This is a genomic window from Streptomyces sp. HUAS TT7 (assembly GCF_051550175.1).
In the GTDB taxonomy this organism is placed as follows: domain Bacteria; phylum Actinomycetota; class Actinomycetes; order Streptomycetales; family Streptomycetaceae; genus Streptomyces.
In genome coordinates, this window is record NZ_CP196175.1 from 5,616,900 (window position 1) to 5,628,868 (window position 11,969).

The 11,969-nt window shown below is 74.1% G+C and carries 10 protein-coding genes; 7 read left to right on the forward strand and 3 right to left on the reverse strand.

What is annotated here, in order from left to right:
* Positions 1-45: 45 nt before the first annotated feature.
* On the reverse strand, positions 46-2,955 hold the full coding sequence (locus ACSHXC_RS25350) for a beta-N-acetylglucosaminidase domain-containing protein (protein WP_438293791.1): 2,910 nt from the start codon (positions 2,953-2,955) through the stop codon (positions 46-48).
* A 198-nt stretch (positions 2,956-3,153) separates the two neighbouring features.
* Between ACSHXC_RS25350 and ACSHXC_RS25355 the strand changes: the two genes are divergently transcribed.
* Genes ACSHXC_RS25355 through ACSHXC_RS25365 form a run of 3 tightly spaced genes read left to right on the forward strand, consistent with a single transcriptional unit; the run spans position 3,154 to position 5,583 of the window.
* The gene (locus tag ACSHXC_RS25355; RefSeq protein WP_438293792.1) at positions 3,154-3,297 is read left to right on the forward strand and encodes a hypothetical protein; all 144 of its coding nucleotides are present in this window, start codon (positions 3,154-3,156) and stop codon (positions 3,295-3,297) included.
* Between the two features lie 4 nt (positions 3,298-3,301).
* The gene (malQ, locus tag ACSHXC_RS25360; RefSeq protein ID WP_438293793.1) at positions 3,302-5,323 is read left to right on the forward strand and encodes a 4-alpha-glucanotransferase; all 2,022 of its coding nucleotides are present in this window, start codon (positions 3,302-3,304) and stop codon (positions 5,321-5,323) included.
* A gap of 20 nt (positions 5,324-5,343) precedes the next feature.
* A complete protein-coding gene (locus ACSHXC_RS25365) occupies positions 5,344-5,583 on the forward strand; it encodes a hypothetical protein (protein WP_078966529.1) in 240 nt (79 codons plus the stop codon).
* 191 nt (positions 5,584-5,774) lie between these two features.
* Here ACSHXC_RS25365 and ACSHXC_RS25370 read toward each other — a convergent pair whose 3' ends face one another.
* Both ACSHXC_RS25370 and ACSHXC_RS25375 read right to left on the reverse strand, forming a co-directional pair.
* The gene (locus ACSHXC_RS25370; protein WP_438296818.1) at positions 5,775-6,872 is read right to left on the reverse strand and encodes a MerR family transcriptional regulator; all 1,098 of its coding nucleotides are present in this window, start codon (positions 6,870-6,872) and stop codon (positions 5,775-5,777) included.
* 97 nt (positions 6,873-6,969) lie between these two features.
* Positions 6,970-7,524: a MarR family winged helix-turn-helix transcriptional regulator gene (locus tag ACSHXC_RS25375; protein WP_438293794.1), complete on the reverse strand. Its 555-nt coding sequence runs from the start codon at positions 7,522-7,524 to the stop codon at positions 6,970-6,972.
* A gap of 148 nt (positions 7,525-7,672) precedes the next feature.
* Here ACSHXC_RS25375 and ACSHXC_RS25380 point away from each other — a divergent pair, with 148 nt between their 5' ends.
* The 4 genes from ACSHXC_RS25380 (at position 7,673) to ACSHXC_RS25395 (ending at position 11,950) form a co-directional block, all read left to right on the forward strand.
* The gene (locus ACSHXC_RS25380; protein ID WP_438293795.1) at positions 7,673-8,962 is read left to right on the forward strand and encodes an MFS transporter; all 1,290 of its coding nucleotides are present in this window, start codon (positions 7,673-7,675) and stop codon (positions 8,960-8,962) included.
* An 85-nt stretch (positions 8,963-9,047) separates the two neighbouring features.
* Entirely contained in the window at positions 9,048-9,995 is a 948-nt protein-coding gene (locus tag ACSHXC_RS25385; RefSeq protein ID WP_438293796.1) for an EamA family transporter, read from the forward strand.
* Positions 9,996-10,080: 85 nt separating this feature from the next.
* Positions 10,081-11,004 carry a DMT family transporter gene (locus ACSHXC_RS25390; protein WP_438293797.1) on the forward strand — a complete coding sequence of 308 codons (924 nt, stop codon included), beginning with the start codon at positions 10,081-10,083 and terminating at the stop codon, positions 11,002-11,004.
* 34 nt (positions 11,005-11,038) lie between these two features.
* Positions 11,039-11,950, forward strand: a complete 912-nt coding sequence (locus ACSHXC_RS25395; protein ID WP_438293798.1) for a LysR substrate-binding domain-containing protein — start codon at positions 11,039-11,041, stop codon at positions 11,948-11,950.
* Positions 11,951-11,969 lie beyond the last annotated feature (19 nt).

The window sequence follows — 11,969 nt, forward strand, 5'->3', positions numbered from 1 at the left end:
CCGGGCCCTGTCGTATCGAGGGGCTACGGGAGTCTCCTCAACGGGCTACGGAGTCTCCGTCACGGCGTATGCCTCGGCCGACCACAGCGAATAGCCGGACGACGACGCCCGCCGCATCCCCTGGACCCGGATGAAGCGGGCGTCCTTCGCGTCCAGGTGGACGGCCTCACGCCCGCCCTTCCCGGCGCCTACGGCCGCTGCCGTACGCCAGCTACGCCCGTCCGACGACACCTGCACCTCGTAGCGCGCGGCACCGGCGCCCTGCCACTGGAGCACCACCAGGCCGACCCGGGCGGGAGCGGCGAGCTCGGCCTGCCACCAGGCGGCGTCGTCGGGGAGCGAGGTCCAGCGGGTCGCCGGGTCGCCGTCGGCCGCCGCGCGGGCCGGGAAGGACGGGTCCGCGTCCCCGGACGAGGCCGCCTTCGAGCCCGCGATCAGGTCGGGGCCGCCGGTGCGCGGGTAGGCCCGCACGGTCAGGGTGGTCTCCTGGCCCGCGAAGGACAGCGGCACCTCGTACTCGCCCGCGGGTGTGCCCTTCGCGACGCTCACCTCGACCGGGACGCCGGCGCTCGTGCCGCGGGCCACCGTCGTGTCCCCAGGGAGCCGCACCGCGATGCCCCGCGGCGGCTTCGCGGTCAGCGCGCCCCGCACGTCCTCGGGCCCCATCGCCGCCACCGAGGCCGTGACGCGCCGCGCCGCCCCGCCGATCTCGGCGTCCGTCGCGGCGTGGTCCAGGGCCAGATGGGCCCGCGGCCGGTCCGCGTACCAGGGCACCAGGCGATCCACCCCCGACGAGCCGCCGGCCACCCGCACCGCGTCGGCCCGTACGCCGTTCGCCGCGATCTGCGTCCACCCGGAGGCATCGAGGGGGCCCAGGGTGCGCCACTCGTCGCCCGGGATGTGCGCCTGGACCTCGCCCGTGGTGCCCGGCTTCGTCATCACGGTCAGCGCCTGGACCGGGCGGCCGCCGCCGAGCCCGACCGTGTAGGTGTCCGGCGCCTCGGTGACGTTCGCCGCCGGATGGTCCGCGCCCGTCCACGCGTCGGCCTCCCGCACCGCCCGGTCCAGGAACGCGCCGAGCACGCCGTTGCCGACGGTGACCGGAGCCCGAGCGGCCGTCTCGCGCACCGGCGCCAGGGCCAGCGAGGCCCGCCAGGCCGCCGCGCCGTCCCCCGCCGACTGGGCCTGGAGCAGATCGACGGCCAGCTCACCGGCCTGCCCGTAGCGTGCCAACTGGTCGATCCAGGGCCCCAGTTCACCGCCCACCGCGGCATTCGCGAGGCGCTGCGGGGCCTGCCGCATCACCGTGAACGCGGCCCGCAGCGCCTTGGCCGCACGATCGCGCGCCGCCGCGTCCGGGCCCGTACGCGCACTCCAGAAGGCGTCCATGAGCGGGCGCAGATACGCCGACTCGGGGCCCCCGAGCACCGACGAGGAGTCGTTGCCCGCGAGGGCCGTGAGCGCCTCGCGGGCCTCCAGATCGCCGCCCGCCAGGTCCGCGACGGCGGCCCGCCAGGACTCCTGCGGCTGGTAGCCCTGCGGGTTCCACGCGAAGTCGGCGGCCGTGAACAGCGGGATGCGGGACGCGGCGGGCTGCGCCATCGCGTTGGCGAGCAGCGCCGCCGAGCCCGCCGCGACGCCCGGCTCGCGGCCGGTGTACGGACCGAGGAAGATCCGGCCCGGCGCGTAGTCGTTGACCGGGTAGTTGTCCATCGTGACGAGCTGATGGCCCAACACGGCCCGGGTGTCCGCGAGTTGGGAGCCGCTGATGGTGCGCGGCACGACCCCGACCCCGGTCCAGGCGACCTGCACGCCCGGAGCGAGCGAGGCCGCCAGCGCCCCGCGGTATCGCGTCGCACCGTCCTGGTAGTACTCGGTCGGCATCAGCGACAGCGGCTCGGACCCGGGGTGGGCCGCGGCCAGATGCGCGGCGACGGCGTTCGCGACCCGGGCATGCGCCCCGGCCGCGGCCTCGGGCCCCGAGCCGAACGTTTCCGCATCCGCGCCGCAGTGCCACTCGCTGTACGAGACGTCCTGGAACTGCAGCTGGAACGCCCGCACCCCGAGCGCCCACATCGCGTCGAACTTGCGGTTCAGCCCGGCGACATCGGCGTCCGAGGACAGGCACAGCTCCTGTCCGGGCGTCACCGCCCACGCCAGCGTCACATGGTTGCGGGCCGCCCGGCCGGCCAGCGCCCGGAAGGCGTCGCGCTGCCCGGCGGGGTACGGGTCGCGCCACTGGGCCTGGCGGTAAGGGTCGTCGCCCGGCGCGTACAGGTAACGGTTCTGCTTGGTGCGGCCCATGAAATCCAGCTGGTCCAGGCGCTGTTCGAGGCTCCAGGACTGGCCGTAGAAGCCCTCGGCGGTGCCGCGCACGGCCGTGCCCGGCCAGTCGCGCAGCGCGAGACCCGGGATGCGCCCGTCCCCGTGCCTGTCCTTGCCGAGCAGCTGGCGCAGCGTCTGCGCGGCGTGGAAGAGGCCGTCGTCGCCCACCCCGTCGAGCGCCACCGTGTCCCGCCCGGCAACCCGGCCGACCCCGATCCGGTAGCCGCCGGCCGGCAGGTCACCCCGCGCGGGCACCCGCAGCGCCCGCAGCGCGTCATCGGCACCGGGCCCGCCGAGCCTGAACACCGGTCCGCCGCCCGGCAGTTGACGGTGCAGGGTGCGCACCCCGGCCGCCTTCAGGAGATCCGCCACGGCCTGCACGGCGTACGGATCGGCGCCCGGGTCCGCGAGGAGCACCGCCTCGCCGCCGAGACCGACCGGCGACCCGGCGGGCTTCAGGGACTGCGGCCGAGGCCACACCTCGGGCAGCGGGCCCGCGTCCAGGGCCGGATCGGAAGCGGTGAGGGCGGGTCCGGCCGGGGTGGCGAGGGCGCCGGGTGCGGCACCGATCAGGCCGCCTATCACGGCGATCGCAAGCGTCGTCGCCCTCTTGCCGCGACCGAGCTGCACGGGCCACTCCTCACCTGGCACTGCGTGAGCCACGAGCCCACCACCCGTCTGCCGAGGGTGTCAATGCGCGTGGCCGATCTGTCTGATATGCCTGGTGCGATGCACGCGGTACGAGCTTGTGAGCGGCGATACGTCTGGCGGGCCGCCCAGGGGGTAGGGCACCTCTGTCCCTGCCCCCCATCGAATCCGGAGGCCCCCGTGGTCGCCACCGCCCCCGAGCAGCCGCTGACCAGCGAGCCGCCCATGGCCGACGCCGAGCCCCTGATCAGTGAACCCCCGATGGCCGAGACCGCCCCGCTGACCAGCGAGCCCACGCCGGTGGCCGCCGCCGAGGGATTCTGAGGCCATGACCCTGGCCCGGCTCGCCGCCCGGCACGGCGTGGCCACGTCGTACTCCCCGTCGGCGGGCGTCACCGTCGACGTGCCGGACGCCACGGTGGTCGCCGTCCTCGCCGCACTCGGCGTGGACGCGTCGACCCCGGCCGCGCTGCGCCGGGCCCTGGCCGCCGCCGAAGCCGCCGAGGCGGACCGCCTGCTGCCCCCGACGCTGGTGCGCTGGGGCGACGGACCGGTGCCGGGCCTGCCGGACGGGCTGACGGTGATCGGCACCCCGGTCGGTCAACTCCCGCTGGGCGTGCACCAGTTGGACGTGCGCCACCGGGACGGCCGTACGGCGTCCGCGACGCTGATCGTCGCGCCGGAGGGCGTGCCGCAGCCCCCGTCCCGGACCCACGGCTTCCTCGTCCAGCTCTACTCGCTGCTCTCCAGCCGCTCCTGGGGCATGGGCGACCTCGGTGACCTCGCGGAGCTCGCGAGCTGGTCGGGCCGCACGGTCGGCTCCGGATTCGTGCAGGTCAACCCGCTGCACGCGGCCGTGCCCGGCGCCCCGACCGACCCGTCCCCCTACCGTCCCTCCTCGCGCCGCTTCCCCGACCCCGTACACCTGCGCATCGAGGACATCCCCGAGTACGCGTACGCCACCGAGCGCGCCGGACTCGACGAGCTGGCCGTCCGCGCCTCCGCCCTGCGCCAACAGGTCCTCGCCAAGGGGGAGTTGATCGACCGGGACGCCGTGTGGGAGCTCAAGCGCGAGGCCCTCACCATCCTGCACCGGGTGCCGCTCGGGCCCGGGCGCCGGGCCGCGTACTGCGACTTCCTCGCCGGGCAGGGCCAGGCCCTGGAGGACCACGCCACCTGGTGCGCGCTCGCCGAGCGGTACGGGCCGCACTGGCGGCGCTGGCCCGAGGGGCTGCGCGACCCGAGATCCGCCGCGACCGCCCGCGCCCGCCGCGAGCTCATCGACCGCGTCGACTTCCACACCTGGCTCGCCTGGCTGACCGACACCCAGCTCGCCGCGGCCCAGCGCGCCGCCCGCGAGGCCGGCATGCCGGTCGGCCTCGTCCACGACCTCGCGGTCGGCGCACACCCCGAGGGCGCCGACGCCTGGGCCCAGCAGGACGCCTTCGCACCCGGCATGTCCATCGGCGCGCCCCCGGACGCCTTCAATGCGCGCGGCCAGGACTGGGGCCTGCCGCCCTGGCGCCCCGACGTCCTCGCCGCCAGCGGTTACGCCCCGTACCGCGGCCTGCTCCAGGGCCTCCTCCGCCACGCGGGCGCCCTGCGCATCGACCACGTGATGGGTCTGTTCCGCCTCTGGTGGGTGCCCGAGGGGCATCCGCCGACGGACGGCACGTACGTCCACTACGACGCGGAGGCGATGCTCGCCGTCCTCGCCCTGGAGGCGCACCGCGCGGGCGCGGTCGTCATAGGGGAGGACCTGGGCACGGTGGAGCCGGGCGTACGCGAGGCGCTGGCCGAGCGGGGCGTCCTCGGCACCTCGGTCCTGTGGTTCGAGCGCGACTGGACGGGTACGGGGCTGCCGCTGGCCCCGGAGGACTGGCGGCCGGCCTGCGTGGCCACCGCCACCACCCACGACCTGCCGTCCACGGCGGCCCGCCTCACCGGCGAACACGTCCAGCTCCGCCACCGCCTCGGCCTCCTCGCGACCCCGCTCGCCCAGGAGCAGCACGCGGCCCGCGCGGAGGTGTCCGAGTGGCTCGGCTACCTCGAACGCCTGGGCCTGCTGCCGGACGCCCCCGGCGACGAGGAGGCGGAGATCCGCGCGATCTACGGCTTCCTGCTGCGCACCCCGGCCCGGATGGTGGGCGTGTGGCTGCCGGACGCGGTGGGTGACCGCAGACCGCAGAACCTGCCGGGCACGTGGGACGAGTACCCGAACTGGCGCCTCCCGGTGGCGGGCCCGGACGGGCAGCCGATGGCCCTGGAGGCGATCGTGGCCTCGCCGCGGCTGCACGCGCTGATGCGGGTCTTTCCCCGTACAGCACCCCCGGGCGCGCGGCCCGCTTAGGCGTTCGCTACGTTTGCACCGTGGACAAGAAGAACGCCCTGCGCGCCGGCGCCGTAGCAGCCGGTACGACGCTGATGATGCTGCTCATGTCGTCCCCCGCGCTTGCGCTCACGCGCGACGACGGCGACGACCCGGGGCCCGGCCTGAGCGTGATCGACACGATCGGTCTGTTCGTGGTCGCGCCGATCGCGCTGTTCGCGATCATCGCCGGACTGGTGATGGTGCTCGACAAGTCCCGGAAGGCGCCGAAGAAGGCGTAGCCCGGTCTGCCGGCCGGATTTTCCCACCTGCCCGCCCGTTCTGCCCCCTGCGAGGGCTGAGCGAGAGGGCGGGTGTTTGCCGTTCACCCGGGGGGGGGTGCGGGCCAGGCCCCATGACGGGCTGGATATGGGCTGAGGTCCGCCGGCTCCTCGGCGCCGGACCTGACCGGCGGGCCGTCCCGGGGCGCGGCTCAAGCCACGAGCAGGCGGAGGCCGAGGTCTGCCGCCGCCAAGTCGGTGAGGGCGCTGTTGCGCTCGGCCCAGCGGCCGGAGGCGAGGTCGTCGCCGAGGCTTCGTACCGCCCGCTGTTCGGCCTCCGGGCCGACCCTCGTCCATACCGACATCGCGCGGCGCACGTGATCCTCCAGATAGGCCGCCGGGCGGCGCCAGTACGCCTCGAACAGGCCGTCGGCGCAGTCCCACGGGACGGGCACCGGCTCGGCGCGGGCGCCGATCGCATCGGCCATCGCGGCCAGCGAGGGGAAGTCCGCGAGGAGGGAGGCGAACTCGGGCAGGTAGTCACGGGTCAGCCAGAACCGGTCCGGCCATCCGGGCTCGTCGGTGTCGAACGTGAGCACCACGACGCGGCGGGCCACGCGCCGCATCTCGCGCAGCCCCGCCATCGGGTCCCGCCAGTGGTGAACGGTGGAGACGGCCATCGCGACGTCGAAGGTCCGGTCCTCGAACGGCAGGCTCTCCGCGGCGGCGGCCACGCACGGCGCCGCCCCGGCAGGCCGCTGCGCCCGCATGACCGCCGACGGCTCCACTGCGGTCACGTGCCGGTCACAGGGCTCGTAGGAGCCGGTGCCGGCCCCGACGTTCAGCACCGTGCGCGCGTCCCCGAGCGCGTCCGAGATCTGCGCGGCGATGCGAGGCTCGGTGCGCCGTGTCGCGGTGTAGGCGCCGCCGATCGCGTCGTACAGCCGTGCTCCGAGCATCTCCAGTTGTTCCTCCGGTGTCACCTTCAGCCCCCTCGCTCGTGCCGCGAGTTCCCTGTCGATGGCCGCCACCATGGCGTCGGCGTGATCGCGTCGTTCAAGGAGCAGGCCGCGCAGCCGGCCGAGGTGCGCGACCGCGTCGGTGGACGGGTCGTCGACCAGGTCCGCGACCTCCCGCAGCCCGAAGCCCAGGCGCCGGTAGGCCAGGACCTCGCGCAGTCGCTCCACGTCGCCCGCCGAGTAGGCGCGGTACCCGGCCGCGGTTCGCGCCGACGGCCGTACGAGCCCGATCTCGTCATAGTGATGCAGCGTGCGGACGCTCACGCCTGCCAACTCGGCCACGCGTCCCACGGTCAGGTGCTTCTCCACGGCGCCGACTATGCAGCCTGACGCCACGTGAGGGTCAAGGACGATCCCTGTCGGGGGCGCGGGCAGCCACCCCGATCCCTCAGTGTGCCGCCAGCAACTTCCGCAGCAGCGACGACAGTTGAGCTGCCTCGTCCTCGTCCAGCGCCGAATTCAGAAGCTCGGTCTGGACGGCCAGTCCGGCCGTCACCGACTCCTCCACCAGGGCCAGGCCCTTCTCCGTGAGGGTCACCCGCAGGCCCCGGCGGTCCGTCGGGTCGGGGCTGCGGCGCAGCAGCCCCGCCTTCTCCAGCTTGTCGAGGCGCCCCGTCATGCCCCCCGTCGTCAGCATCAGCGTCGCCGAGAGCTGTCGCGGCGACAGCGTGTACGGCTCGCCCGAGCGCCGCAGCGTGGCGATGACGTCGAACTCGCCCCGCCCGATGCCGAACTTCGCGTACTCCTTGTCAATCCGCTCGCCCATCGCGCGCGCGATCCGGTAGATCCGGCCGTACACCGCCATCGGCACCGTTTCGAGGTCCGGGCGGACCGCCGCCCACTGAGCGGTGATCGCGTCCACCGCGTCCGAGGGGGCGTCGGACGGCGGCTCGGCGGGCGTCGGGGTCGGCGTCGAGGCCGGGGGAGTCTTCGCGGCTGTCATGCGGCCCAGTATCCGAGGGCGTTCAGTCGGGCGCAAGAAAGTTGCTTGACGCAAAGTAGCTTACGAGTAAGCTACTTTCCGTCGAGCGATCGCATGGAGCAATCGCATCGAGCGACCACCGTGAACACCGAGCGCCCCCGGAGTCCCCATGCGTACGTTCCGCCGCCGTACCCGCACCGCCCGGATGGCCGGGGAGCGCCGGATGCTCGTCGCCATGGCCGTCGACGCGACCGGCTCCGGGATGTACGTTCCGTTCAGCCTGGTGTTCTTCCACCACGTCACCGGGCTCTCGTTCGCCACCGTTGGACTCGTGCTCACCGTCGTCGGGCTGGCCGGGCTCGGCGCGCTGCCGCTCGCCGGGGCCGCCGTCGACCGGTACGGGGCGAGACGGGTGCAGCTCCTGCTGTACGGGGTGCGGGGCGCGGGCTTCCTGCTCTACCCCTTCGCCCACTCCCTCCCCGCCTTCGCCGCCGTCGCACTCGCCACCGCCTTCGGTGACCGGGCCTTCCCCGCCGTACAGCAGTCGCTGCTCGGCGAGGTCGCCCAGGGCGCCGACCGGGACCGGCTCCAGGCCTCCTCGCGCGCCCTGCGCAACGGCGGGCTCGGCGCCGGCTCGCTGCTCGCCTCGCTCGTCGTCGGGTTCGCCGGGGACGCCGGATTCACCGCGGCGGCCTGGCTCAACGCGGCCAGCTTCGCGCTCGCGGCCCTGCTCATGCGGGGCGTACGGGCCGAGCGGCGGGCGCCGGTCGAGGGCGCGGCCCGGCCGGCCGCAGGCTACCGGCAGGTCTTCGCCGACCGGCCCTTCCTCGGGCTCACCGCCGTCAACTTCCTGAACGCGCTGGGCTATTCGGCTCTTTCGGTCCTCTTCCCGCTGTACATCACCACCTGGCTGCGCGGGCCCCAGGCCATCACCGGCACCGCGTTCACGCTCAACACGGTGATGTGCGCGGCGGGCGGGGTCGTGGTCGCGGCGCGGGTCCGGTCCCGCGGCGCCCGGCGCACCCGCTCCTCGGCGCTCGGCTCGCTCCTCTTCGCTGCCGCGTTCGCCGCGCAGATCGTGCTCGGTACGTTCCGGCCCGGCTCGGGGGCCGTGCTCGGTGGGGCGCTGCTGCTCATCGTCGCGCTGTACACGCTGGGGGAACTCGTCCACAGCCCGTCCGCCGGGGCGCTCTCGGTGGCGGCCGCGCCGGAGGCGCTCCGGGGGCGGTACTTGGCGGCGTACCAGCTGTCCTGGTCGCTGTCGGCGGCGGTCGCGCCGTGGCTCTTCACGGCGCTGATGTCGGTCGACGGGCGGTTGCCGTGGGCGCTGCTCGTCGGTACGTCGCTGGTGGCGGCGGGGGTGGTGGTGCGCCTTGAGCGGGTGCTGCCGGGTGGGGCGGTGCGGGTTGCTTTCGCCGGGCGGGGGGTGGGGGGTGCGGTGCCGGCCGCCGCACGCTGATTCGCTCCCCACCCCAACCCCCCACCCGCTGGGTTTGCCAGGGCCGCGGGACACGTCAACCAGAACGGAACGGACAGGAAGTCACATGAACCAGAATCGGCTCGTCACCGTCGGGCTCACCGCCCTCGCCCCCGTCTCCTGGGGCTCCACCTACTTCGTCACCACCCAATTCCTCCCCGCGGACCGCCCGTTGTTCACCGGCATGATGCGGGCCCTGCCCGCAGGACTCGCTCTGGTCGCGCTGACCAGACGGCTGCCCAGAGAGGACTGGTGGTGGAAGGCGGCCGTGCTCGGGGCGCTCAACATCGGGGCGTTCTTCCCGCTGCTCTTCCTCTCCGCGTACCGGCTGCCCGGCGGCATGGCGGCCGTCATCGGGTCGGTCGGGCCGCTCTGGGTCGCGGGGCTCGCCGCCCTGTTCCTCGGCGAGAAGCCCACCCTGCGGACTCTGCTCACCGGCATCGCCGCCGCCCTCGGAGTCAGCCTCGTGGTCCTCAAGGCGGCCGGCGCCTTCGACGCGATCGGGGTGATCGCCGCGCTCGGCTCCTCGGCGAGCATGTCCGCCGGGACCGTGTTCACCAAGCGCTGGGGGCGGCCGGAGGGAGTGGGACCGCTGGTCCTGACCGGCTGGCAGCTCACCGCGGGCGGGCTTCTCATAGCCCCGGTCGCCTTCTTCGTGGAGGGTGCGCCGCCCGCGCTCGACGGGCGCAACATCGCCGGGTACGTCTACCTCGCCCTGGTGAACACCGCCGTCGCGTACTGGCTCTGGTTCCGCGGCATCGGCCGCATGACCGCGACCTCCGTCACCTTCCTCGGCCCGCTCTCCCCGCTCACCGCCGCCGTCATCGGCTGGGCCGCACTCGGCCAGGCCCTCGCCCCCGTGCAACTCCTCGGGATGGCCATCGCCTTCGGCGCCACCCTGGCCGGCCAGGTCACCCCCGAGGGGCCCGCCAAGTCCCCGCGATCATTCAGTTCTACTGAAGATAAAGAGCTGGAACTTTCGATGGACGTGACGAGTCGCCCGGTGCGACGGTAGGGACACATCAAGGGGCATGTGAAGCGCCACACGCGGCGTCGGATCAAGCGCCCCACCGAACCCGCCGCCCCGAAACGGAGTCATCGTGACCGTCCTGGACCGAGTCCGCAGCGCACCGCGCGCCACCGCGGCCAAGAAGGCGGGCGGAGCCTCCGGGCTCGGCCTGGTCTTCGCGGCCGTCGCGACGGTCGTCTGGTCCGGGAGCTTCGTCGCCTCCCGGGCCCTGCACGACTCGGTTCCGCCGGTCCAGGCCGCGTTCTGGCGCTGGCTGATCGCCATCGCCGCGGTCGCCCCGTTCGCCGTGCGTGAGACCTGGCGTCAACGCGCCCTGATCCGGCGCCACTTGGGCTTCCTCGCGCTTGCTTCGCTGCTCGGCATCACCGTGTACAACACCCTCGTCAACCAGGCCGGAACCTCCACCTCGGCCGGCAACATGGGCATGATCATGGCCGCGTCGCCGGTCCTGATGGCCGTCCACGAGCGCCTCACCGGAGGCCGGCTCGGTGCGCGCCGCACCGTCGGACTGCTCGTCGCCGTGGCCGGTGTGCTGCTCCTGGTCAGCAAGGGCTCGCTCGATCTCGACCTCGCGCCCGGCGACCTGTGGATGGTCGCGGCCGCCCTCAGCTTCACTTCGTACAGCGTGCTCCTGAAGCGCCGCCCGGCCGAACTCGGCGCGCTCGCCTTCCTGTTCACCACCTTCGTGCTCGGCGCGCTCATGCTGGCTCCGGTGTACGGAGCGAGCCTGGCGGTCCAGGGCGGCTTCGCCGCGACGCCGGGCACCGTCGGCCCGCTCCTCTATGTCGGTGTGCTCTCCTCCGCCGTCGCCTTCTTCGCCTGGAACAAGGCGATCTCCCTGATCGGCGCCGCCCGCGCCGGAGTCGTCTACTACCTCCAGCCGGTCTGCGTGGCCCTGCTCTCCTACCCTCTGCTCGGCGAGGCGACGGGCCCGGCGCAGCTGGTGTGCATGGCGCTCATCCTCGGCGGGGTCGTCCTCGGATCCCGCAGGTGAGGCGCCCCGGGGAGGCGCCGGTATGTTGCGTCCCATGAGCGAGTGGGACATCAAGAAGCTGCACATCCTGCGGACCCTGCGCGAGCAGGGCACCGTGACCGCGACCGCCGAGGTGCTCATGATGACGCCCTCGGCGGTCTCGCAGCAGCTGTCCAACCTCGCCAAACAGCTCGGCGTGACGCTGCTCGAAGCGCACGGCCGCCGGGTCCGCCTCACCGACGCGGCCCATCTCGTACTGCGCCACGCCGAGGCCGTCTTCGCCCAACTGGAGCGCGCGGACGCCGAGTTGGCGGGCTATCTGCAAGGAGAGGCGGGTGAGGTGCGGGTCGGGGCGTTCTCCACCGCCGTGCCCGCACTCGTCGTACCGGCCGTGCAGCAGCTGCGCCGCAGCCATCCGGCCCTGGAGGTACGGGTGCGGGAGGCCGAGGCGGCCGAGGCGTACGAGCTGCTCTCGGCCGGGGCCGTGGACCTCGCCCTCTCCCTCGCCGCCCACGCGCCGAGCGCCCGCGACCCGAAGTTCGCGCTGCTTCCGCTGCTCACCGACCCGCTCGACGTGGCGCTGCCCACCGGGCACCCGCTCGCCGCCGAACCGGGCCTCAGGCTCGCCGACCTGGCGCACGAGCCGTGGATCTTCGGCGGCAGCGGGCCCTGGTCGGAGATCACCACGGCGGCCTGCGAGGCGGCCGGATTCGTCCCCGAACAGGCGCACAGTGCGGCCGGCTGGACCGCGATCCTGGCCATGGTGGAGGCCGGGATGGGCGTCGCCCTGGTGCCCCGGATGGCCGCGGCGGACCGCCGTGGAGGCGTGGTCACGCGGATACTCAGTGCGGATCAGCCTCGGCGGCACGTCGTGGCCGCCGTGCGGCGCGGCGCGGAGGAAGGGCCTGCGGTGGCCCGGGTGCTGGCCGCTCTGCGGGAGGTCGCGAACGTACGGCCGGTTGGTTAGGCGGCCTGTTGGTCAGGCG